Source organism: Clostridium septicum, from assembly GCF_003606265.1.
Taxonomy (GTDB): Bacteria; Bacillota; Clostridia; order Clostridiales; family Clostridiaceae; genus Clostridium; species Clostridium septicum.
This window is the reverse complement of record NZ_CP023671.1, coordinates 2,417,509-2,442,966: the sequence shown is the minus strand read 5'-3', so window position 1 is coordinate 2,442,966 and position 25,458 is coordinate 2,417,509. Positions and strand designations below refer to the sequence as shown.

The window sequence follows — 25,458 nt, the reverse complement described above, 5'->3', positions numbered from 1 at the left end:
ATCAAAAATATACAAAAGTGTAATCAAATTATAATAATTATAGATTTTTTATTTTTTCTACAATATATTCGTAAATTTTACATTAACTTTTTTCGATTATTAATATATACTACTTATTAGAAATAATTTTTAAGGAGTGATACATTATGTCAAACATTTTTGATGGCTTACAACCATTTGGTTTTGATAATATTGACGGTAAACACCTATATAACATAAATAATGATATAGATATACAAAAAACAGATAAAGAAATAAATCATCTTTTTTTAAAAAATATACATTGTCCTGTTTGTGAAAATAAATTTGGCACTCCTTCAGTTAAAGTAAATTCTCCAAGAGTTTTATCTAAAGATTCTGACTTATTCATACGATATTATATAATAAACCCTTATTTTTATGATGTTTGGGTCTGTCCATATTGTGGATATTCTGCCATGAAAGCAGATTTTCCTAAAATTCGCAGCTATCAAATAGAATTAGTTAAGGAAAGAGTTACATCAAAATGGAAAAATAGAGAGTATGGAGATGTATTTACTCCTGAAATTGCAATTGAAAGATATAAATTAGCACTTTTAAATGCAATGCTTATGGAAGGTAGAAATAGTACTAAAGCCATGATTTGTTTAAAAATAGCTTGGATGTATAGGCTTTTAGAAGACGTAATCAACGAAAAACTTTTTTTAGAACAAGCCTTTATCGGACTTAATGAAGCATTTACTATTGAAAGTTTTCCAATGTATGGACTAGATAGATTTTCTACTATGTTTTTATTAGGTGAATTATGCAGAAGAACTGATAAAAATTCTGATGCTTTACTATGGTTTTCAAAGGTTATAACATCACGTGGAGCTTCTCAAAAAGTAAAGGAAATGGCTCGTGATGGAAGAGATAAAATTAAGGAGGCAATAAAATGAGTTTACTATCTATTTTTAAAAAAGAAAATATTGTTGAAAGTGAAACTAGCGAAAAGTATATGTCTGCCAAAGAGGAAATTGCTGATAACTTAGATAAATATGATAAAATTAAATCACAAATAATATCTTTAAGTGAACATAGCTCTAATATTTCATCATCTATTCAAGAATCTAATAATTCTTTAACTAGCCTTACTAAGGCTACTATAAAACAAGCTGATGAAATCAATAGTGCTACTTCCGTTTTAACAGCATTTAATTCTTATATGAATAATCTTGCTTATAACGTTACAAATGTACACATTTCTATACTTGATGCAGATAAACTTGCCAATACAGGCCTTAATACTTTTTCTGACTTAAATGAATCTTTAAATTCATTAAGAAATTCTTTTAATACTGTTACCAATACTGTAAATTCACTAATAACTAAATTAGATTCTATTAATACTATTACTGATTCTATTAATCAAATAGCTAATCAAACCAATCTTCTTTCTCTAAATGCTGCTATTGAAGCTGCTAGAGCTGGAGAGGCTGGTAAGGGATTTTCTGTTGTTGCTACTGAAGTAAGAAAGCTTGCAGAAAATTCTAAAGGTTCTGTTGAAAACATTAGTAATATTTTAGAAGATATAAAAAAAGATATCTTAAGTGTATCTGATGCTATGAGCATTAGTAGTGGCGCTATAGATATTCAAGATAAAACACTATTAGAAACTAAAGACAGCTTAAGTAATATAAAATCTTCTATTGGTGATTCTGTTGATGAAATTAATGATTGTATTGTAAACCTAACCACTGCTTCTGCAGAAAAAGATAAAGTAGTTAATCTAATGAATGATGTGTCAATAATATCACAAGAACACACTGCACTATGTGAAGAGATTGCTGCTAATATAGACATTCAAGCAAGAAATGTAGAAATATTCGATGAGTCAATTTCAAAATTAGAAAATGAACTTAATTAATATATATTAAAATGTAGGCTATTATTATTCAATAGCCTACTCCTCTTTCCAAAATAAATCATTTAAAGTTTTATTTAATGATTTACATATTAAAATACATAAGTTAAGAGATGGATTATATTTGCCAGACTCAATCATACCAATTGTCTGCCTTGTAACTCCAACTTTTTCTGCTAGTTGTTCCTGAGACAGATCACATTCAATTCTAGCAATTTTCATCCGTTTATTTTTCATTTAAACTTCTCTCCTTGATTTATTTATCATCAATTTTTTTATCTGCTAATTTAGTAGAGAATTTTATCATAAATAGCATAGATGTATAAAACATACATCCCCATAGTCCAGCACTTATTAAAACCCCTATTAATCCCTTAGGATGAAATACACCATTTAAAAATATTTTATTTAAATTAGTAGAAAAACCAAAAAATAGGCTTCCTATTACTACATTTCGCTTAAAAGATTTTTTCCAATCTTTTTTATCTTTTCTTCTTAGTGGTATAAACAATCCATCTTTAACATATTTAAATGTTGCATAACCTGCTGAAATAAACATAATAATCATATAAGACATAGCTGCATAAAGATTATTATATAAAAATAGATAAGGTGCCGGAGCAATTAAAGTTAATATGAAACCTCCAATAAAACATCGAGAAATTATCTTTCTTTTATAGTCAATTATCATTTCATCATTTTTTTCCTTAATAAAAACTACAGGGTTTATTTTATTAATTACTATTTCTATACCTATATATAGATTTCCTCCAATTAAAATAAGTAATTCTATAAAACACAATAATAACTCTTTAAAAATTATTCCTTTTATAATAATACTTATTATACACAATATTTCCATTATTATAAAGCTTTGTGTATTTACTTGATTTACTTGTTTGGTAAGCCTCTCATCTTTAATAAAATTTCCATTCATTCTTTTCATCTCCCTTTAATAAAATTATATCATATATATCACTAAATGCAATATATATATTGCATTTAGTGATATATACGATACCTTTTAATTAATAAATAAAGGTTATAAACTTTAGAATACAATTATTCTAAGTTTACAACCTCTAAAAATTATAAATAAATTACTTATAAAAACATAAATTATATTATGTATTTTTTTAATATAAATGTTCTACTGTATGGTTTTCCCAATCAAGAACAAAAGTTTCACTTGAATTATCTAATTTGTTTAGTTTATTGTTTGTACCATACCACTCTGTACCTGACCAATTTAATTTATACTCATCACTAAAACGAGTATATTTTACTGTTATTGCTGACGTCTTAGTTCCCTTAGGAGCTTTAAGAGCTACTACAACTTCTGGTGAAAATCCTCCAGAAATTAAAGGTGATAAGTTATTGTCAGTTGTTAAATTATCTATTCCTTTATTATATAATCTATATCTCATAAAAAGTTGATTACCATATATTCCATGATAAGAATCTCTATCATAACCATCTTTATTAGCATTAAACACCACTTGCCATTCAGCTCTATTTGTACTATCACTCTTTAATAAAGTTCTATAGTCTGGCTGATCATATGTTACACTACGTTCTGCTGTATATGATCCATTTAATTCAGCTCCTGCTTTAGGACCTTCTTTTGAAGCTTCTACAGATAAACTTCCACCAATAGTGTATCCCATAGTTTCTGATACAGAAACTGTATTTATTTGATTTGTTGGAATACTTCTTGCAATCTTAACTTTATTTTGAGAATCATAACTTTCTACTATTGTCCTATATACTGATGGCCAATACATTTGAGCATCATAATATCCACCTACTTTCGTTAATCCTGAAGGAATAAATGACCCTTCTGTTGAAACAAGTGCTGTAAGTTGATTAGTATGGCTATCCTCAATAAAAGTTACATTTAAATTTGTTTTAAATCTATTATAATCGGCATAGGCTGTATCTGAATAAGTAAACTTATTTACCCCATCTCCATTGGATTCCATTACACATGTATTTTCCGCTGCCTTTACAACTTTACAAGTAAAAGGTGAACTCATTCCAAGTAAAGTTATAGTAGCTAATATTATTACCCCTATTTTTTTAACCATTTGTTTCCCTCCATTTTCTAACAGTCTTTATAAAATTAACTCAATAAACGTTTATGTGTCGTTAATATAATATTAACATATTATTCATATTTTTAGAATATTTTTTTACATATTCCGCTAATATTTTTATATTTTTATTTAATAAATTTAATATCAGTGTTAAAAAGTGTTAAATTTTGTTTACTCTTTTACTATATATTATATAATATTCATCTCATTACTCTTTAAACTTGTAATTAACATTATTTTGATTAATATTATTAAATTATTTTAAAAAAGTAGTATCATCGAATCTGATACTACTTTTTATTACTACTTTAAATTTATAATCACTTCCATTCTGGAGTCACTTCTTCTATTTCTGGCTCCATTGGAGTTGATATTTTATACTTTTTCCTTGTGTCTATTTTATCTAAAGCTATAATAAATATTCCATTCTCATTATCTTCGATAGCTACCCCATTTTGTTCCTCACGTATGCCTAAATCAGTAATATTTTTACAAAACGTTACTATATTAACCAAATTATTATAACTATGCGTTCCTATTGATTTAAAAGTTACTTTAATTGCTCTATCTATAACTTCAATATTTTTTATTTTATTTAATAGATCCTTTAGCTATATCCCCATTACACATATATGTCTATTTCCCCTTTTGCTTAAATATTTATTTGGTAATTATCTATACATCTATTAGACATATAAATACTTAATATGGTTTTAATTTTGCATAAAAAAAACTGAGTTTAGATTAAATATAAACTAAACTCAGTTCTATCTTTATTATTTCCATTTAATATTTATTATAAGCTTGCCCTTTAACTTTTCTGCCCAAATTTCATGGCCTTGTTTTTCAACTAGAATTTTTGTTATTGCAAGTCCTAACCCAGTATTTCTACCTGTTCTCATTCTATCAGAAGTAAAAAATCTTTCAAATATTCTTTTAACGTCTTCCTCTTTTAAATCTGGAGCATCATTTATAAATTGAGTAATTATATACTTATCACTTTTACTTAAGTATATTTCAAGATCTCCTTTCGCATGTTTTAAAATATTTTGAATAATGTTAATAAATATTCTCTCTGTTGCATTTTTATCTCCATTAACTACTCCCGAATTCTCATCTATTTTAATAATAGGATTTAAATTATTATTTTCGAAATCATCATAAAATGAAGCTATAATATTACACAATATAGAACTTATATTTATTTTTTCTATATTCATTTCATACTCACTTGCTTGTAATCTTGATAAATCATAAAAACTTGATATTAAACTTTTTAAAGACTGTGATCTTTTTTCTATTATAGATATATATTGCTTTTTTTCATCACTAGAAATGTTTTCATTCTCAAGTAATTGTATATATCCCATTACAGAGGTTAAAGGTGTTCTTAAATCATGAGACATATTTGCAATTGCTTGCCTAATTTCTAAATCTGCTTCTTTATATCGGTACTGCATCTCCTTATTTTTCCTTATTAATTCATTTACTTCTTTTATTAATATATTAAGATTTTTATTAAATGCTAGTATTCTAATACCTTTATTAGTATCTACCTCATTAACTTCTTTAAGATTTATGGTTATGCTTTTTATTTTATTATTTGTTAAAAACAGAAGGGTTATAGCAATACAAAGTAATACTAATAGTCCTCCTATTATTATATTTTGTATCATATAATCCCCGCCTATGAATAATTATTTTACTTCTCGTCTATTTATTAAGATAATTCCTATAATTAAACACACTATTATATACATTGTTGAAATAGCTAAAGATTTTAACATAGATTCTATTGGTGGGTATGGTATAATTACTTTATTTAATGCTTCAGTTAATAAATATGATTTTACCAAAGCAATCTTATCACATACTTTCCAAGCCAACATATCAATTACTTTTGGTGTGAAAATTATAATAAAATAATACACTAATGCATACATTCCACTTTGTTTAAATAAAACTACTAATATATCTCCTAATGCTATTCCAGCCATATACATAGGTATTGATACTAAGAATCTAATTAAAAAATCACCTACTAATTTTGAACTATATCCATCACCAGTTCTAACCATTGAAATAGCTATAAAGAATATAATTAAACACATTGCTGATAAAATTAATCCTAGTATTACTTGTGATATATATTTTGCAATATATATCTTTGTTTTTGATATATCTGATACTATAATATTTTTCAAGGTTTTTTCTTTATATTCCTCTTGTAATACTATTCCAAAAAGCATAGAAAATATAAGTATTCCCATAAATGATGATCCTATTAGTGTATAAATAAATTCCCTAGTTATATACTCTATTCCTACGGTCCAAAAATTTGACAATATTGGAATTAATAAAATTCCTAATGATAGCATACCTGCATAAACATACATAAATGGTCTTTTAGAATATTTATATAACTCAGCTCTTATTAAATTAAGCATTTTGATTACCTCCTACTAACTCTAGGAAATATTCTTCTAAATTACTTCCCGTTCTTTCTAAAGAATAAACTTTAATATCATTCTTTACTAATTTACTATTTACTAAATAAGGTTCGTCTAAATGCTTGTACACTTTAATTAAACCATCATTTAAAATTTCGTAATCTTTACAATTTAGTTCTTTTTCCAATATTATTGAAGCCTTTTCAACATTATCAACTTTTATAGATAAACAATGCTTACATCTCTCTTCTAACTCTTCCGCTGATATTTCTTCTACTAATTTACCACTATTTATAAATCCGTAATTAGTTGCTAATTGAGAAAGTTCTCCAAGAATATGACTTGAAATTAATATTGTTACATCTTTAATTTTATTTAATTCTAATAATATCTCTCTAATTTCTTTAATCCCAATAGGATCTAAACCATTAATAGGTTCATCTAATATTAAAAAATCTGGATTTCCTAATAGTGCTAAAGCTAAACCAAGTCTTTGTTTCATTCCAAGAGAGAAACCTTTAAATTTCTTTCTTCCGGCATCTGATAATCCAACTAGCTTTAAAGCTTCATCTACTGAACTTTTATCTGCTATCCCTCTTTGAATTCTATAATATTCAAGATTTTGTTTTGCCGTTAGTCCTGGAAAAAACGCTGGTGTTTCTATCATTGCTCCTATCCTTGAATGCTGTATTACCTTTTCCCTTTCAGTAGTTTTATTAAATAATTCAATTTCTCCAGCTGTTATATTTGCTAATGATAATGCCATTCTAACTATTGTAGTTTTACCAGCACCATTTTTACCTACTAAACCATATATACTTCCTTTTTTAACAGTCATGTTAATATTATCTAATACAACTGTTTTTCCATAATTCTTACATAGATTTCTCGTTACAAGAATATTTTCACTCATTTAGTTCAATCCTTTCAAATGTCTTTATGTAGTTATTATAGAATATAACTACCAAGATACATTAAAGAAAACATTAAGAAAGTATTAAGTTATTCTAATAACTTAAATCCAATGCCCCAAACAGTTTTTATATATTCATTCTCTTTATCTACCGCTGAGATTTTAGATCTTATATTACTAACATGTACATTAACAGTATTGTCATCTCCTAAAAACTCTTCGTTCCAAACATGTTCAAATATATTAGCTCTAGTAAATACCTTTTTAGGATGCTCCATTAATAACTCTACTATTGCAAATTCTTTAGCAGTAGCTTGTACAATCTGTCCCTTTACTTTAATTTCTACTAAATCTTTATCTAACTGTAATTCCTTATATCTTAAAATATTACTTTCTTCTTCTTTAGAAAATTTTGTGTACCTCCTTAATTGAGCTTCAACTCTAGCTAATACCTCTTTTACATTAAATGGTTTTAAGACAAAATCATCTGCACCCATTTTTAATACATTTATTATATCTTCTTGCTTTGTTTTTGCTGATATTACTATTATAGGCATATTCTTTACTTTTCTAACTTCCCGTATTATCTCTTCTCCTGTCATACCTGGTAACATTAAATCTAATAATACAAGATCAAATTTAAAGATATCTAAGCACATTTTTGCCTCTGTTCCTGAAAATGCTTGTTTTACATTATATCCTTCTGTTAGTAAAATCTGATATAATAATCCATTTATATCAGTATCATCTTCAACTATTAAAATATTAATATCCTTCTTCTCCATTTAAAATCTCCCCCTTAATTTCAAGATAATTATATAATAAAATTATATTTTTTTATATAAATCTCCTTGTTTTTATGGATCTTATCTTTTAAATTAAGTTAAAGTTAAAAGAAGCAATAATATTATTGCCTCTTTCTACAAACATAAATTATTATATTTTAAATAAACAAATTAACATTTGCTTCTTCAGCTTCCCCTAGATAATATCCTACACCACCATAAGTTATTCCATCTATAAGCTCTTCTTTCTTTATTCCCATTACATCCATTGACATAGTACATGCTACTATTTCTATTCCATTATCTATAGCTGCTTGCATTAGATCTTCTAATGATTGAATGTTCTTGTTATTCATGACTCCTCTAATCATTTTAGATCCTATTCCACACATGTTCATTTTTGATAAACCTAATTTTTTACTACCTCTTGGCATCATAATTCCAAATGCTTTTTCTATAATATTTTTAGATACCTTTATTTTCTCTTGTTTTCTTAAAATATTTAGTCCCCAGAAGGTAAATAACATTGTTACCTTTTTCCCCATAGCTGCCGCTCCATTAGCTATTATAAATGATGCTATTGCTTTGTCTAAGTCTCCACTAAATACAACCATTGTTTGTCCATTCTTTTCACTTATATTTGAAGTTGTAATAGCAGTCTCACTAGCACTCTGACTTAAACCTTTTTTAATTGTTGCTTCAATTATCCCCTTATTTTTATCTATACATAATAATTCATTTCTAGTTCTCTTTGTCCATGCTTCAATATCTCTGTAAAAACCTTCATCCGATACTTTTACCTTTAATATATCTCCATTATTCATTTTATCCATAGTTGCCTTCACTTGCATTAATGGACCTGGACAAGAAAGCCCTGTAGCATTTAATTCCTTAACAACCATTGTTTCTAAGTCTTTATTTATCGTATTGTTATTTATTTTATCTTCATTTTTTATTTCTTTTGCTCTATATTCATAATTTGAATAAGTTTTATATCCACCATTTAAATTTTTAACCTTAAATCCATTATTAGTTAATATTCTACCTGCTATATATCCTCTTATTCCTACTGCACAGTAAATCAGTATTTCTTTATCTTTATCTAATTTATCTAAATTTTCTCTTAAATTATTTACTGGTATATTTATTGAATCTTTTATAGCTCCATTTATAACCTCTTCTTTATCTCTTACATCTAAAAGCATGCTCTTCTCTGGGTTAAAATCCTTTAGCTCATCTATGTTGATGACATCTATTAAAGATTTACTTTGGTTTTGTGCCATAAACCCAGCCATATTTGCTGGTGATTTTGCAGATAAAAATGGAGGGGCATATGCAAGCTCTAATTCTGTTAAATCATTGATAGTTCCACCAAAATTAATTGTTGTTGCTATTACATCTATAAATTTATCTACACCTTCATATCCTAATGCTTGTGCTCCTAAAATTTTTCCTTCAAAATCATATAAAACTTTAATTGTTAATGGTGTTGAATTTGGATAATATCCTGCATGACTCATTGGGTGTAAATAGACTTTATTATATTTAATTCCATATCTCTTTAAAGTTCTTTCATTATTCCCTGTTGTAGCAGCTACCATATCAAAAACTTTTATAATAGAAGTTCCTAATGTTCCTTTATATTTTGAGTCAATGTTAGCTATATTATCTGCCACTATTCTTCCTTGTCTATTTGCAGGGCCTGCTAAAGGAATAAAAGCTTCATTTCCATTTACAAAATCTCTAACTGAAATAGCATCTCCTACTGCAAATACACCATCTTTATTTGTTCTCATATGCTCATCAACTTTAATATGTCCTCTTTCTCCAAGCTCAATTCCTGATCCTTTAATAAACTCAGTATCCGGGGTTACACCTATGGCTGAAACAATCATATCACAAACTATTTCTTTACCACTTGAAAGTTTTACTTTAATATCTAATCCTCTATCATCAAATCCGATAACCTTATCTTCTAGGATTATACTTATGCCATTTTCGTTTAACTCCTTTTCTACCAAAGCTGAAAATTCAGAGTCAAGTGGTGTTAATATATGTGGTGCTGCTTCTATTAAAGTAACTTGAATCCCTCTTTCTTTTAAGTTCTCAGTCATTTCTATTCCAATAAATCCACCACCAATAACAACTGCATTTTTAACATTTTTATTGTCTACATATTGCTTTATATTATCTATATCAGGTAAATTTCTTACTTGAAAAATTTTATTACTGTCAATACCTGGCAGATTAGGCTTTATAGGCTTTGCTCCAGGCGATAAAACAAGATAATCATAGCTTTCTTCATATTCACCATCAAACCTTGAATTAACTTTAATCGTTTTTTTATTAGCATCTATACTTATAACTTCGCTATTTATTCTTACATCAATATTAAATCGTGCTTTCATTTTCTCAGGAGTTTGAAGTAATAACGCATCTCTTTCCTTTATTGATTCTCCTACATAATAAGGTAAACCGCAATTTGCAAAAGATATATATTCTCCTTTTTCAAAAACAATTATTTCTATATTTTCATTTAATCTTCTAAGTCTTGCTGCTGCTGATGCTCCTCCTGCCACTCCTCCAACAATTAAAACTTTTTTATTCATAGTTCTCCCTCCAATAATTATATTTTTCTTAACATAATAATAAATTATTTTCATTTATCTATATATTAAGTTTTAACGATATATATTCTAAAAATATATTGTTCTTGATGAAGCTAATCTCTGTTTATCAATTAGCTTCATCTAAAAACTTTATATAATTAATGCTTCTAATATTTTCTCAACTCTGGAATCTGCTATTTTATATACAATTTCAAGTCCGTTTCTTTCACCCTTTATAATACCAACACTTCTTAATTTTTGTAGGTGTTGAGAGATAGTAGATTGAGGCATTTCCATGCAATTTTGCATGCTACTTACATTACAACATCCCTTTTCTAAAAGTCCCTTTACAATACATAATCTAACTGGATGAGCTAAAACTTTTAAAAATTCTGCTACTTCTTCAAATTGCTTATAATTATTATCCATCTCCTCACTCCCTTCTCTTCTTAATATTACTATATTCAAATTTTACGATATAGTTACTAAAAAATCAATGTTTTTTTATTTATTTTAATATAAAAATGGATATTAAATTAATATCCATTTAATATTCTATTTAATTTTATGTATAATTGGCTTTCTTTCATCAAAAGTATATATATTTTCAAAGCCAACTTCTTTTAATAACTCTAAACTTTCCTTTATTCCTGCTGCTACATCTTTTGTACAATGGGCATCAGAGCCTATAGTTATTATTTCTCCACCTAAATCTTTATACATTTTTAAAGTATCTATAGAAGGCATAGTTTCATTTATTTCACTTCTTAAAGTAGATGTGTTTACTTCTATCCCCTTACCTCTTTTAATTATATTTTTAAGTATTTGTTCTATAATTTCTTTATGTGTATTAAAATCATATTTTCCATGCTTTACAAAAGCATATCTCTTCATTAAATCTATATGTGCAACTACATCTATAAATGGTGATGTAGAAATTTTATCTACATCTCTAAAATAATCTTCATAACTTGTCTCTTTATCATGAGCCCTCATATACGTTGATAAACCAGTATGATCAAAATTATGGATAGAACCTAATATAAAATCAAATGGAATATTTGATATTGTTTCTTTAAGTTCATTTTCTGTTTCATGTGGTTCACATATCTCCAATCCTGCTTTAATTATCAAATTATTTTTAAATATTTCTTTACAATGGCTTATTTCATCACTATATTTTTTCATATTTAAAGTTCCATAAGTTTTCAAATCCTCTTTTAAAGAGAAATGATCTGTAAAGCAAATTTCATTTAACCCCGCCATTATGGCAGATTCACATATTGAAACTACACTATCCTTCCCATCGAAGGAATTGTCTGAATGAATATGATAATCCATCATATGCATACCTTTCACCATCCTATTCTTTAGTTTATAAATTTATTTCACGTAAATTAAGTGATTCTAAGTTCCTATTAGAGTTATTTTATAAAAACCCTAATATAAGCCTTAGAATCACTCCTTTTTACTCTAAAATCAATTTCGGATCAAAGTTTATATAGTCACAGGATGTCATAATATATTCTACTCCATCTCTTTCTCCATTTATCACATTTCCTAGTGATGGACCATGAAGATGCCCATATATAACTTTATCTACTCCATATTCTTTAAATAATTCAGTAAAAGCTGAATCCTCATGTTTTTCATTTGTTGGTGGATAATGTATCATAACTATAAATTTAGTATATCCTGAATTTTTTGCTGAATCTAATGATAACTTTAGTCTTATAAGTTCTCTTTCATATATTTTTTTATCCTTTTCTGTAAACCTATCTGTACCTGGACAAATCCAAGCTCTTGATCCACAAATAGCATAATCTTTATATGTATAGAAGTTATTTTGAAGGAATTTTGTATTTTCATACATTTTATTTAACTTTGTTATCCCTTGCCACCAATAATCATGATTTCCTTTTGAAATTATTTTTTTTCCTGGCAATGAGTCTATAAAGTCTAAATCAGACTTACTTTCTTCAGCTTTCATTGACCAAGATATATCTCCTGCTATTAATACTAAATCTTCTTCCTTAACCTTATCCATCCAATTTTTTTTAATTTTCTCATCATGCTTATACCATTTTTCGCCGAATATATCCATTGGCTTATCCGTGCTAAAAGCAAGATGAAGATCTGAAATAGCATATAAGGCCATTAACTTACTCACCTTTCTACAATTCTATCTAAATCTGTGACATATGCAATAATATGTGCCACTGCTTCGTAAAGTTCTGGTGGAATATCAGATCCAACATCTACATTACAAAGTAAATCTGTCAATTCCTTATTATACACTATAGGCACATCATTTTCCTCTGCTTTTTCAATAATATTGTCTGCAATTATCCCCATACCACTTGCTGTAACTGAAGGTGCAATAAAATTTTCCTCATATTTTAAAGCTACAGCTTTTTTTCTTTGACTCATATTATCACCGACCTTTTACTTTTTATTAAGTTTACATCAATTACACTTTAATATCAATTGCAGATATATTATTGTCATTGAAAAATTCTCTACAACTTATAATTGATGCTTCATCTTTCTTTTTACTTACTTTAACTGCTACTACAAATCCTATACTTTGTATATTATTTATAAGTTTTTCTTTAGCTGTATCTATTAATTTCACAAATTTTTCTTCACATTTCAGATCTACATTTATATTTTTATCAGTAACTTTTATATATCCATCAACAACTCCTAAATTTGAAGTTTTTACTGTTACAACTAATTTTACATTTGTACTATCTATCTTTTTACCATCTTTTCTGTTATCTTTAACTATTAGCTTACAAGGATAATCCCTTTCCCTTATATTTATAGGCATATCCATATAATAATATTCTTGACTTATTTTATTAAATAATTTTATATCTCCTATACTATCTTTTAACACACTTATTATTTTGCTACTAAGATTGCTTTCAGTATTAAGTTTAGAAATAATATCTTTAATAATATTACTTCCCTCTTTGCTCCTAGACTCTATAGAGTCCTTTATTAGCTCGTGAGATGTCATTTTTTCATTTGCGACAGTATTTTTATTTATCATTCTATCTATATCTTTTTCTACTATTTTGTTAACTTCATCCCTAATCTGATCTACCATTTTAGGATTTAATATTTCGTTAACTGAAGAATCTTTTGCTTTAATATTATTTAAGACTTGCTGATTTTCATCTAAATTATTATTTTTAATTAACCCTAAATTGCTATGTTTATTATCCTTAATTTCTAAACTAATTATATCTTTTAATTTCATGGATTCTTCATCTGTTAATTGAATATCTTTCTGAAAAATATTAGATATAGTCTTTTCTATAGATTTTTTAGTTAACTCAAAATTAAAACTTTTATTATCTAACATAGTTTCATTTAAATCAGTATTTGTTAATTTAAAAACATTCAAAAATTCATCTGCATCTATTTTATCTATCTTTGATGATATATTCGCAAATTCATTAGATGTAAATATATCTTTTTTACTATTTAGTATTTCCTTTAACCCTAATTTAGTTGAATCTTCCGTTTTTCCTGATATTGATTTTAATATTGATAAAATATCTATTTTATTATTTACTACATTATCTTGCTTTTCATAAATATCTTTAGCAATACTACTATTTAATTTATCTATAACCGGCTTTTCTTTTAAAATATTTTCATTACTCTCTACGATACTAGTATTTTTATCTATATAATTATTAATACCTTTTTCAGATATATTACCTGAAAAATCACTTAAGGACTTATCTATGCCTTTAAGAATATCCTGTATATTTCCTTTTCCTTTAAACAAATTGTTGTATCCTTCAACATTTTCAGTTGTAAAGTCAATATTATTCTCTAAAAATAATAATATATCTTCATTAGATAGGTTTTTAAAAACATTTAAAAATTCTTTAAGATTATTGGCTATAGATTGACCTCTTAATGAATTTTGTGATATTCCCTTGCTATCTAAATACTTTTCTATAAATAGATTTAATTCTTTTGGATTCTCTGATATATCTTTATTAAAATTAATAAGACTCTTTACTTTTTTTATATTCTCTTTAGTAAGTGAAATATCAAATTTAAGCATTGATTTTAGTAATATAGTATCCTCAGATTTTAATCCTTCTTTATCTAATAGATTTGAAATATCACTATTTTTAGAATTATCACTTTTAATATTTGCTCCAACAAGCTTTAACTTTATTTTTCCATCTTTAAAATCTTCTACTTCAAACTTATTAAACCCCTGCTCTAAACTATCTATATCTCCATCAATTTCAGCTTCAAATTCCCATCCATCAACTAATTTAATAGTAGCTTTGTTTCCTTCATCTCTTTTTATTATTTTTCCAGAAAACTTTTCTCCTATTTCAAAGGTTAACTTACTTGATATTTTTTTACTATTATTTATGTTGTAAGAATTATTTAAGTTGAAAATCTCTGGCATATTAGTCCCCCTACTTTCTTATAATTTCTTTATTATTTATAATATCGTAAATTTATACCATTAATTAAGAAGTTTATATAAATCACATTTAAAGCATTATTTTTTATATACAATATACAATTTAATGTAAATTATGTTAAAATATTCATATCTTATTTTTTGACTTGGAGGATTATTTATGAATAATAAAATACTTGTAATTGAAGATGATACTTTTATAAACGATATACTATCTACCTCTTTAAAAACAGAAGGTTATATTATTAAAAGTGCTTTTACAGCTAAAGAAGCTAAAGATTTATTAGAGTCTTTTACCCCTGATCTTACTTTATTAGATGTAAATTTACCTGATGAAAGTGGTTTTGATTTATGTAAATTTATTAACCTATCTTATAGTATTCCTATTATTATGTTAACTGCTAGAACAGACGTAGTTGATAAAGTTTTAGGTCTAGAACTTGGAGCTGACGATTATATAACTAAACCATTTCATATAAAAGAGGTTTTAACAAGAATAAAAATTGCTTTAAGAAGAGTAGAAAAATATAAAAATAACTCAGATATTTCATATACTAATTTAAATTCACATATAAAAATTAATTATAATAGTAGATTAGTTTTAAAAGATGATATAGAAATTCCCCTTAAACCTAAAGAATATGAACTATTAGAGTTTCTATCTCAAAATAGAAATAGAGTATTCTCTAGAGAAGAACTTTTAGATAACGTATGGGAATTCACATACGAAGGAGATACTAGAACTATAGATATACATGTTAGACGTTTAAGAAGTAAACTAGATGTATCTACTGAAAAATCTATTATAGAAACTGTTTTTGGCGTTGGATATGTCATAAGGAGTTACTATGAAAATAAAATTTAAAATTACATTAGGAATTTCATCTATCTTAATAATACTTGGAATAGTTTTAAATATATCTATTAGAAATGTATTAATATCTAATTTAGAAAAAGGTGTTAATTCTTCACTAAGTGAATTAATGAATAGTACTAGAGAAACTATAAAATATAGATTAACAATTGATGACTCTTTACTTAAAGAAGATTTGCTTCGTAGGGAATCTGAATATTTAATTAAATATATTTCTCTTAATTATGAATGTAGAGTAGAAATTCAAGATATGACTGGAAATACCTATTCTTCTAATATAATCAATATCTATGAAGAAATAGAAAATGGAATATCCATAGCCCGTACAGGGCAAGCCATTATAAATTTAAAATATACATCATATGGAATGCTTGGTATATTATCTTATCCTATTTATGTTAATAATAGATATTTAGGAATTCTAACTATTGTAAAAAACTATGATTCTTCTTACTTTGAATATATACACACAGCAAATTTTTTAACTCTAATAGAAATTATTATTTTTATAATAATTTTTTTATTATGCTATTTTATAACTAATAGAACTACTAAACCAATTTCTTCTTTAACATCTGCTGTTAAAGAAATTGGTAATGGTAACTATGATATATCAATCTCTACTAAAGGAACTGATGAAGTGGCTATTTTATCTCAAGAATTCATTAAGATGAAAGATAAAATACAAGAACAAATTTCTACCATTAATGCAGAAAAGGATAAAGTTTTTACTCTAGAAAAAAGTAGAAAACAATTTTTTGATAATGTAACTCATGAAATAAAAACTCCTCTTACTTCCATCAGTGGATATGCAGAAATGATTAAAGATAATATAACAGATGATGAAGAATTTAAAAAAAGAGCTATAGAAAGAATATATTCCGAAAGCGAAAGATTACATCTACTTGTACTGGATTTAATAGATGTATCTAAAGGAATATCTAATGTTCAATCGCCCCCAGATAAAATTGATATGTACCCACTTATTAAACAAATATGTGAAGATATGAATATAAAAGCTGAAAAATATAACTTAAAAATATTATATAATTTAGAAATTGGTTCAATTAGTGGTCATCAAAATAAAATCAGAGAATTACTTATAAATATATTAGACAATGCAATTAAACACTCTATAGGTATTGATGATATATTAGTTAACTCATATATCAAAGAAAATTATTATTATATAGAAGTAATAAATAAAGCTGTTCCTATTCCTGATAAGATATATAATTCTATTTTTGATCCATTTGTTAAATCTCCTAAATCTAAAGAACTTCAAAGTAGTGGTTTAGGGCTATATTTATGCAATGAAATTATAAAAGAACATTTTGGTGAAATTTCTATACAAAATGGAGAAACAATAATAGTAAAAATTAAAATTCCCTGTCTTTAGAAACATTTTGGAAACAACTTTGTAAAACTTAGAAAAATCCACATCATATAATAGGATTATAAACTTGAAAGGGGTAATTATTATGAGAAAATCTATAACTAAAAAATCTGGAATAATTCTATTAGTAATTCTATTATTTACTACTCTTGTGTCATGTGGTAGGGTTGATAAAGAAACTGTAATATCTTCTGATGTTAGTGAAGATATTAAGGTCGAAGAAAAAATGGAAGAAAATAAACTTAAAAGTACAATAGAAGAAGGAAATAAATATTTATCAGAAGGTAAATTTACAGACGCTAAGGTAGCATATGAAAAAGCTATCTCTATGGCAAAAGATAATAAAGATTTATATTTACAAATAAAAAATAAATATATTGAAGCTAATCGCTTAGATGATGCTTATTATATTATAAGACTTGCTATAAATAATAATACTGATGTTGATAACATGAAACAAATTTTAAATGATATACAATCAAAATTTGAAATTATAACTTTTTCACCAATAGTATATCAAGAGGACAACTACGAATTACCAACAAAAGTAAGTACACTAATTAATAATGAAGAAATTCCTATAACTATAAATTGGAATGGAGCTCTGGCTAATACTTCAACTCCTGGAGAATTTAATTTTCAAGGTTTTAATGAACAATATGGAAAAACCTTCAATTTAAATTTAACAGTAAAACCTAATATCTTTGATAAAGAAATTGGATCTATAAAAAGTATTTATAAATCTAATGGTAAAACTTATATAGATATTGATTTAGCTGAATTCTTTATAGATAAAGAAGCTTTAGATGCTGCTTTAGCTGATGGTATAGATTTACCTACACGTGATGATGGAAGTCCCTATGTATTAAATAGATATTATATAAGAAATAATTCTCCTAGTATTAAAACTTATGAATTATCTGATAATACATCATTTACTTTATGTGAATGTGATAAAATATTTTTTGGATATGATAGAGAGCCAGGAAATTTATCTAATACAGAGTTTCCTGTAACTTTGGAAGAGTTTGAATACTATATAAATAAAGAATCATCTAGTTATTTTTCCAGAACTACACTTTGCTGGATAAATATTAAAAACGGTATAGTTTATTCAATTGATAAACAATATACTCCTTAAAAAAAGGATGGCTATAATAGTCATCCTTTATATATATTACTAATTACTTTTTGCTTCTATTGATATTTTAAATCTTTCTATATGCATAGCTAAATATGCAATCTCATCTTCTGATACTGGTTTATCTAATTCTTCTGATATAATTTCAGCTACATTTTCAGATATTTTATATGATTCTTCAAATTTTTTTTGTATTACATCTACCAATGTATTTTGAATACTCTTATTATTCATTATTCTTTCTATAGTAAATCTTATATGAGTTAAGAATCTAGCATAATCTAAGGATTGCCTATCTATTTCTATATTTAAACTTTCTTCTACTTCCTCTACTATGCTATTGCTTAAAAATGCATATTTTACTGTATTAGATAGTTTTCCATTATTTCTTGCTGAATGTATATGCAATGCTATAAAGCCGATTTCTCCATATGGAATTCCTATATTAACATGTTTTCCAATTTTCTCCGCTAACTTACAAGCTAATTCGAATTCTTTCTTATATAAAGTTTCAACTTCTATTAAAAATGGGTTTTGTATTTCTTGGCTATTTTTTAATCTTTTTATTGCAAATGTTAAGTGTTCAATTAATCCTATATGTATTTTTTCATCCAATTCTTCATCTAAATCTAACTCTATCTCTTTTAAAGCTTCCTCAAATACACCTATAAAATCATCTTCAACACGATTTATTAATTCTTTAAAATTCCTTTTATTTTCTTCTTGTGAGATAATAAATACTTTCTGTATACTACTGCCTTTTGCAATGTATTGTCCTGGTTTTTTACCAAATCCTATGCCCTTGTCAAATAGTATTTTTTCTTTACCATCATCATGAACCAAAACCACATTGTTATTAAATGACTTAATAACAATTACATCATTCTTTAAAACTACACCCATATGTTTTGCCCCCTTACATATACATACCTTACACTAATATTGTATGAAAACTTAAAATTCAAAATGTTTTCAATAAATTATATTTTATTTATTAATTTATGTCAACTTATTTAAAATGAGACAAATTACTAAAAAAATAACTTATATATTTCTCAAATAATCTAATTAAAAAAGTATATTATTTTAATTTTCGACAATAAAAATAGCTATTGAATTTTAATAGCTATTTTTATTTTAAATTACTCTATTACTATTTTATTATAGTTTTTCTTTCCTCTTTTGATTAAAGCTGAACCACCATCTAAATCTGACTCTTTAAGAGTTCTTGATATTTCTGTAACCTTAACACCATTTAATGATAATCCGCCTTGTTGAATTAATCTTCTACCTTCAGACTTTGATGGTACTATTTTATTTTCAGCCATTATATCTAATATAGTTTTTCCTATTGTATCTTTACTTAATTTAACTGTTGGTACATTACTCATATCTACTCCACCAGCAAATAATGCCTCTGCTGCTGTTTTAGCTTTAGTAGCCTCTTCTTCTCCATGGACTAATTTAGTTACTTCATATGCAAGAACTGTCTTAGCCTCATTTATAGCTGCACCTTCTAAATTTGATAATCTTTTAACTTCATCCATTGGAACAAATGTTAATAATGATAAGCATTTTTCAACATCTGCATCATCAACATTTCTCCAGTATTGATAAAAGTCAAATGACGATACTTTATTTGGATCAAGCCATAATGCTCCTCCAACTGTTTTCCCCATTTTTTGACCTTGACTATTAGTTAATAATGAACAAGTCATAGCCATTGCTTGAGTTTGTGATTTTCTTCTAACTAACTCAACTCCTGCAATCATGTTAGACCATTGATCATCTCCACCTAATTCCATTTTACAGTTATATTTATCATTTAATACATAGAAATCATATCCTTGCATTAACATATAGTTAAATTCTAAAAATGAAAGTCCCTTTTCTAATCTTTGCTTAAAACATTCAGCTGAAAGCATTCTATTTACTGAAAAATGTACTCCAACTTCTCTTAAGAAATCTACATAATTTAAATCTAGTAACCAATCTGCATTATTTACTAATATAGCCTTATCATCTGAAAAGTCTATAAATCTTTCCATTTGCTTCTTTATTGAATCAACATTATGTTGAATTTCTTCCTTAGTAAGCATTTTTCTCATATCAGTTTTACCACTTGGATCTCCTACCATAGCAGTTCCACCACCAAGTAATGCTATTGGTCTATGACCAGCTCTTTGCATATGTGCCATAAACATCATTGCTATAAAGTGTCCAACATGTAAACTATCTGCTGTTGGGTCAAAGCCTATATAAAAAGTTATTTTCTCCTTTTCTAGCAATTCTCTTGTTTCTGCTTCATGAGTAAATTGCTTTATGTATCCACGTTCTAATAACTCATCTAAAACACTAGCCATCTCTTTACCTCCTAAAAATAGTTACTCTTTATAGTATAGCTATAAAGAAGTATATAATCAACCTTTATTCATATATAGATGGAAATGCTTTTCAAATCATTTGTATTTTAAATACTATTATTTTGAGAATTAAAAGTAGAATATTAAATACCTCTTTTAATTCTCAATTAAATCCTTTCTAAAATAATAGAATCTTATTTAAGCAACATATTCTCTTATAAATTCCGGCAACTCCTCTTTATTATCACAGTTTAAATTTATATATAAATTTAAATTAAATTTATTGGCAAGATTTTTTAACTGTGCAAAAAGTTGTGTTGATTCTGTTATTGTACAATTAACAATATTAGATAAGCCATCAATATAGATATTTTCTATATCATAATTTTGAGAAATAAGACCACAAAGCAATCCATAAAGACTATTACAATTTTCAACTTCAAAATCCTTTGTGGTAACAAATCTTATGCTTCTTTTTAGTAATCTCATTGGTCTTGAATCATCATCAATATAAACTGAATCACCTTTACAATTATTCACATGATTATTTGCAAGTTCTATTAATCTTTTTGTTTTTCCTGAACCTCTGCTTGCACAAAATATTTGTATCATTGGGATCACACTCCTTTTCAATAAAACTTTACTCCTGGTAATATTACTTTGAATGAATCATCTGTTTTAGAATTAATAAATTTAACCTTGCCTTTTCCTTTAAAAGCATTTCTCATTCTTGTAAATCCTTTTCCATTATTTAAAAGTCGTTTATTATTGTCTAGGGTCATAAGCTTTTCGTAAATCCACATATTTCTCTTATTATAATTAATTTTTTGTCCTCTTATATTTTCTTCTATCATCTTACCTGGACTAATAATTAATACACTATTATATGAAATAACTACTTCTATTATTTTATTTATAGCTGAATATTCTCTATATAATACTGCATTTTTAATACCTTCGACAACTGCCTCTATAGGGTATTTACTTGGAAGTAATTCTTTTAATAAAACTTCTGATTTATCTATAATATCTAAAAGATTACCCTGGATAACGTTTACCGAAAATATATCAGTTCTATCTATTATCCTAATCATATTCTGAGGGATACAAATACTATTATTATCAGAAAATACCAAAAGACCTCCTAAAGTACATTTTTCTTCACCACTCTCCTTATCAATATAAGTTATTCCAGCGCTTTCTAAAAGAAATTTTTTATTGTCTTTACTTATATATATTCCTTTATTTTGAAAATATTTACTAACTATATCTATATTTAAAAATTCTATATTACTTTTTATTATAGGACACGTCTCAATTGAAAAATCAAGACTCTCTTGAAATGCTGCAACAAGTTCTTGCTTTCTCATGGTATCTGTGGTAGAACCCCTTCTTATATAAAAGGATCCTGTTTCTCTAATTTGATAAGGCTTTTGATCTCCATCATATATTGTTATAATACAAATTTTCTTTTCTTGAATATTATATATATCTACTGAAATAGGAATTGGTGGTTCGCATCTTGAAGATATAATTTGTTGTACTTGTTCTTCTGAAAATAAATCTTCATTTCTTAATCCAACTATTTTTTTAGTTTTATCTTGTATTCCTACTATAATATATCCTCTTCCACCATTAGAATTAGCTATAGCACAAATATCTTTTGCTAATTCTTTTTTTCCACTTTCACAATTAAGAGATAGTTTCAGCTTAAAATCTAATTTAATGCCTTCTTCTCTTTTTATAATGGACATTATTTTCTTATTATCCATCCATACCTCCTTTTATACCTCCTATAATATTATAATATGTTCCTTTAATCTATTAGTGAGTTATTACTAAACAATAAAAATAGTAGTAATTTACTATAATAAATTACTACTATTTCACATTATATAAATATAAATTTTAAGTATATTTTTTATTTTATAAACTATCTTTTACTACTTCTGTTCCGTCTATAGTCAAATCTATATTAACTTCTAAATTTGTTATTTTCATAGAATCTTTTATTTCTTCTTTAGGATAATTTACCTCTAATAATCTCTCGATATCAAATACATCTAAATCTTTTGACTTATATTTTTCAAATATATTTTCTAAGTATTTTTTTATTTCTTGTTGTTTTTTACTTTTTATATAATTTAAAAGTTCTTCATCTACTTTCAATTTTCCTTGAATTTCTCCAAGTGATACTTTCATTTCAATATTTTTAATTAGAGTTAATTTTTCCCCTTCATATTTAAGACTACTTCTAGTCTTGCTTTGTAATATTTCCAATGTTATAAAATCTTTTGCTGATTCTGGATTTGTCATTTCTAATGTTCCACCTCTTACATTATCCATTAAAAGGTTATAACTTAATGCATCTTTTGAATCTATTCTTTCTACTAAAACATCATCTTTAAAGACACATCCTCCTGATATTTCTATCTTCTTATCTAAAGCATCATCTCTTATTTCTATAGTTCCTGTTACATTAGTATTATTAGCCATTAATGATGTACTTAAATAGTCATTTATATTCATTTGCATACTTCTAGGATTTTTTCTATTTTTACTTACTAAATCTTCCAAATATAACCCTAGATATTCCTCATCACTTGAAGTTACTTTTAGTAAATCCTTAATATCACCAAAATAAACAAATATACTTGGTTTAATTTGAAACTCTTGATTATTATTTATTAAATCTAAATATTTTCTAATGCCATTTCTTGCGGCTTTTTCTGTAAATATATATGCTCTATTTTGACTATAATTCAATTCAAAACTTGATGCTAAATTAATATCCCTTAAAGCCTCTAATGAAGTTTTACCAACACCTTTATAAATTATGCGCCTTCCTTTATCTGAACTTTCATTAGTGCTTCTATACGGCTTTATACAATCTAAATACACCACTGAATTTCCAAAATCATCTATATCAAAAATAATACTTGTTGAAAATGTAACTTTATTTATATCCTGATAACTAAAACAACCTCCAAGAAGTAATGGAATCAAAAGCATTATAATGCATTTACTTATTTTTTTTACTTTCATCCGTCTTACCTCTTCCTATTATATTTTGAGATATCCTATTTAATTCTCCCCTTAATACTACATCTTTAAATTTATATTCATTTACACTTCCAATTGGAAATAAGAATGGATATCCTACTGTGTCTAACTCTGATAATTGCATTAATAATAATAAAGCTCCACATAGAAATCCTGGAATACCAAATAAAGCTGCAAATATTACCAATATTATTGCCCAAAATGAAACTGCTCCATACAGCTTTGGAATTAAAAAATAACAAAGCGTACTTAAAGCCACTATTATTATAGTAATTCTAGATGCTATGCCAGCTCCAACTGCTGCATCTCCTAGTATAAGTGCTGAAACTATACTCATTGCTCCCCCAATAGGTTGTGGAAGTCTAAGCCCGGCCTCTTTAATAAGTTGAAATGCTAACATCATTATTATTACTTCTATAAATGTAGGAAAGGGGACTCCTGCCCTAGACACAGCAAGTCTAAACATAAATAATGATGGAATCATTGAAAAATGATATGTTATTACAGCAACATATAAACCTGGAAGTAATGTTGCTATAAAAAAAGCTACCCATCTCAATATACGATTAAAATTTGTATAATATCTATTTACATAATAATCATCTGGCATTTGAAAATTTTCTAAGAAAAAATATGGTACTGTAATAACAAATGGGGTTCCATCTACTATTACAGCAACTCTCCCCTCTAATAATTTTGCTGCCACTTCATCTGGTTTTTCTGTATAACCTACTGTATCAAAAAAGCTCTTTTGTTTTTTAATAGCATCCTCAATATAATTTGTGTCTAATATAAATCTTATATCTAAATTTTTTACTTTCTCTTTTACTTCATTTATTAATCCCTCAGGTGCTATACCGTCTATATATGTCACCGCAACTGCTGTTTTAGACTTTTCTCCTACTACAACAGCCTCAAATTTAAGATCAGGATTTTTTATTCTTCTTCTAATAAGTGCTACATTATTTACTATTAACTCATTAAATCCTTCTCTTGGACCTTTTATTACAGATTCTGTTTCTGGTGTTCCTACACCTCTTACTGGAAAACCTTTAGCTTCTACATAAACAATATCTTCAAAATCATCAAATATAATTATAGGATCTCCTGACAATACATGCATTACTGCATCATCTTTATCTTTTGCTAGTCCTGCTGCATTTATATTTAATACATTATCTATAAGTTCTTGTAATGTTGTAATTTTCCCTTCACTAGGTTGTAGTTCTCCAAAACCTCTAATTGGAAACACTACATTATCACTTATTAATTCTGAATTGCATAAATCATCTATAAATACTATAGTAGCTTTTCCCAATACAGTTTCTACTGTTCTGTATTTGACATCAAAAGAGTTTTTAAGTTTCTCTTTAATATAATCTAAATTTTTCATAATCATCACCTAAACATATTATCTC

Annotated in this window: 25 protein-coding genes; 5 read left to right on the top strand and 20 right to left on the bottom strand. The window is 26.3% G+C overall.

The genetic code is table 11. The features are described from left to right. Positions 1-146: 146 nt before the first annotated feature. The gene (locus tag CP523_RS11200; protein WP_083089511.1) at positions 147-917 is read left to right on the top strand and encodes a DUF2225 domain-containing protein; all 771 of its coding nucleotides are present in this window, start codon (positions 147-149) and stop codon (positions 915-917) included. After that, a complete protein-coding gene (locus tag CP523_RS11195) occupies positions 914-1,885 on the top strand; it encodes a methyl-accepting chemotaxis protein (protein ID WP_083089512.1) in 972 nt (323 codons plus the stop codon). Before CP523_RS11200 ends, CP523_RS11195 begins: the two co-directional genes overlap by 4 nt. A gap of 36 nt (positions 1,886-1,921) precedes the next feature. On the opposite strand, the gene CP523_RS11190 is transcribed toward CP523_RS11195, so the two are convergent. The 14 genes from CP523_RS11190 to CP523_RS11125 all read right to left on the bottom strand — a co-directional run bounded on the left by CP523_RS11190 (position 1,922) and on the right by CP523_RS11125 (position 15,185). Then, the gene (locus CP523_RS11190; RefSeq protein ID WP_066677055.1) at positions 1,922-2,119 is read right to left on the bottom strand and encodes a helix-turn-helix transcriptional regulator; all 198 of its coding nucleotides are present in this window, start codon (positions 2,117-2,119) and stop codon (positions 1,922-1,924) included. A gap of 19 nt (positions 2,120-2,138) precedes the next feature. After that, positions 2,139-2,819 (bottom strand): DUF6773 family protein, encoded by a 681-nt coding sequence (locus CP523_RS11185; protein WP_066677056.1) that lies wholly within the window; start codon positions 2,817-2,819, stop codon positions 2,139-2,141. A 199-nt stretch (positions 2,820-3,018) separates the two neighbouring features. Beyond that, complete coding sequence (locus tag CP523_RS11180) at positions 3,019-3,969, bottom strand: beta-channel forming cytolysin (RefSeq protein ID WP_066677058.1); 951 nt, start codon at positions 3,967-3,969, stop codon at positions 3,019-3,021. Between the two features lie 329 nt (positions 3,970-4,298). Then, positions 4,299-4,493, bottom strand: a complete 195-nt coding sequence (locus CP523_RS11175; protein WP_066677060.1) for a hypothetical protein — start codon at positions 4,491-4,493, stop codon at positions 4,299-4,301. Positions 4,494-4,754: 261 nt separating this feature from the next. Then, entirely contained in the window at positions 4,755-5,654 is a 900-nt protein-coding gene (locus tag CP523_RS11170; protein ID WP_083089514.1) for a sensor histidine kinase, read from the bottom strand. 21 nt (positions 5,655-5,675) lie between these two features. Next, positions 5,676-6,425 carry an ABC transporter permease gene (locus tag CP523_RS11165; RefSeq protein ID WP_066677062.1) on the bottom strand — a complete coding sequence of 250 codons (750 nt, stop codon included), beginning with the start codon at positions 6,423-6,425 and terminating at the stop codon, positions 5,676-5,678. Further along, complete coding sequence (locus tag CP523_RS11160; protein WP_066677064.1) at positions 6,418-7,341, bottom strand: ATP-binding cassette domain-containing protein; 924 nt, start codon at positions 7,339-7,341, stop codon at positions 6,418-6,420. The genes CP523_RS11165 and CP523_RS11160 overlap by 8 nt, the downstream gene beginning before the upstream one ends. Positions 7,342-7,430: 89 nt before the next feature. Continuing rightward, positions 7,431-8,126, bottom strand: coding sequence for a response regulator transcription factor (locus CP523_RS11155; protein WP_066677065.1), 696 nt, complete (start codon positions 8,124-8,126; stop codon positions 7,431-7,433). A gap of 158 nt (positions 8,127-8,284) precedes the next feature. Beyond that, positions 8,285-10,735: a CoA-disulfide reductase gene (locus tag CP523_RS11150; protein ID WP_066677066.1), complete on the bottom strand. Its 2,451-nt coding sequence runs from the start codon at positions 10,733-10,735 to the stop codon at positions 8,285-8,287. 150 nt (positions 10,736-10,885) lie between these two features. Next, positions 10,886-11,164, bottom strand: a complete 279-nt coding sequence (locus CP523_RS11145; protein ID WP_066677068.1) for an ArsR/SmtB family transcription factor — start codon at positions 11,162-11,164, stop codon at positions 10,886-10,888. Between the two features lie 126 nt (positions 11,165-11,290). Next, the gene (locus CP523_RS11140; protein ID WP_066677070.1) at positions 11,291-12,085 is read right to left on the bottom strand and encodes a histidinol-phosphatase HisJ family protein; all 795 of its coding nucleotides are present in this window, start codon (positions 12,083-12,085) and stop codon (positions 11,291-11,293) included. 118 nt (positions 12,086-12,203) lie between these two features. Next, a complete protein-coding gene (locus CP523_RS11135; RefSeq protein ID WP_120140859.1) occupies positions 12,204-12,893 on the bottom strand; it encodes a metallophosphoesterase in 690 nt (229 codons plus the stop codon). 8 nt (positions 12,894-12,901) lie between these two features. After that, positions 12,902-13,165, bottom strand: coding sequence for an EscU/YscU/HrcU family type III secretion system export apparatus switch protein (locus CP523_RS11130; RefSeq protein WP_066677074.1), 264 nt, complete (start codon positions 13,163-13,165; stop codon positions 12,902-12,904). Between the two features lie 40 nt (positions 13,166-13,205). Continuing rightward, positions 13,206-15,185 (bottom strand): hypothetical protein, encoded by a 1,980-nt coding sequence (locus CP523_RS11125; protein WP_066677076.1) that lies wholly within the window; start codon positions 15,183-15,185, stop codon positions 13,206-13,208. Positions 15,186-15,363: 178 nt separating this feature from the next. On the opposite strand from CP523_RS11125, the gene CP523_RS11120 reads away from it, so the two are divergent. The 3 genes from CP523_RS11120 (at position 15,364) to CP523_RS11110 (ending at position 18,614) form a co-directional block, all read left to right on the top strand. Then, the gene (locus CP523_RS11120) at positions 15,364-16,068 is read left to right on the top strand and encodes a response regulator transcription factor (protein WP_066677078.1); all 705 of its coding nucleotides are present in this window, start codon (positions 15,364-15,366) and stop codon (positions 16,066-16,068) included. Beyond that, positions 16,052-17,476, top strand: a complete 1,425-nt coding sequence (locus CP523_RS11115; protein ID WP_120140858.1) for a HAMP domain-containing sensor histidine kinase — start codon at positions 16,052-16,054, stop codon at positions 17,474-17,476. Before CP523_RS11120 ends, CP523_RS11115 begins: the two co-directional genes overlap by 17 nt. An 82-nt stretch (positions 17,477-17,558) precedes the next feature. After that, entirely contained in the window at positions 17,559-18,614 is a 1,056-nt protein-coding gene (locus CP523_RS11110; protein ID WP_120140857.1) for a tetratricopeptide repeat protein, read from the top strand. 39 nt (positions 18,615-18,653) lie between these two features. Here the strand turns inward: CP523_RS11110 and glcT are convergent, their stop codons facing one another. The 6 genes from glcT to CP523_RS11080 form a co-directional block, all read right to left on the bottom strand. Beyond that, positions 18,654-19,517, bottom strand: coding sequence for a glucose PTS transporter transcription antiterminator GlcT (gene glcT / locus CP523_RS11105; protein ID WP_066677086.1), 864 nt, complete (start codon positions 19,515-19,517; stop codon positions 18,654-18,656). Between the two features lie 239 nt (positions 19,518-19,756). Beyond that, the gene (gene tyrS / locus CP523_RS11100) at positions 19,757-20,977 is read right to left on the bottom strand and encodes a tyrosine--tRNA ligase (RefSeq protein ID WP_120140856.1); all 1,221 of its coding nucleotides are present in this window, start codon (positions 20,975-20,977) and stop codon (positions 19,757-19,759) included. A gap of 198 nt (positions 20,978-21,175) precedes the next feature. Continuing rightward, positions 21,176-21,589 carry a hypothetical protein gene (locus tag CP523_RS11095; protein ID WP_066677090.1) on the bottom strand — a complete coding sequence of 138 codons (414 nt, stop codon included), beginning with the start codon at positions 21,587-21,589 and terminating at the stop codon, positions 21,176-21,178. A 17-nt stretch (positions 21,590-21,606) separates the two neighbouring features. After that, positions 21,607-22,749 carry an AlbA family DNA-binding domain-containing protein gene (locus CP523_RS11090; protein WP_120140855.1) on the bottom strand — a complete coding sequence of 381 codons (1,143 nt, stop codon included), beginning with the start codon at positions 22,747-22,749 and terminating at the stop codon, positions 21,607-21,609. A gap of 154 nt (positions 22,750-22,903) precedes the next feature. Beyond that, positions 22,904-24,022, bottom strand: coding sequence for a Ger(x)C family spore germination protein (locus CP523_RS11085; RefSeq protein ID WP_120140854.1), 1,119 nt, complete (start codon positions 24,020-24,022; stop codon positions 22,904-22,906). Continuing rightward, the gene (locus tag CP523_RS11080; RefSeq protein ID WP_176712686.1) at positions 24,000-25,436 is read right to left on the bottom strand and encodes a spore germination protein; all 1,437 of its coding nucleotides are present in this window, start codon (positions 25,434-25,436) and stop codon (positions 24,000-24,002) included. The genes CP523_RS11085 and CP523_RS11080 overlap by 23 nt, the downstream gene beginning before the upstream one ends. Positions 25,437-25,458: the final 22 nt, after the last annotated feature.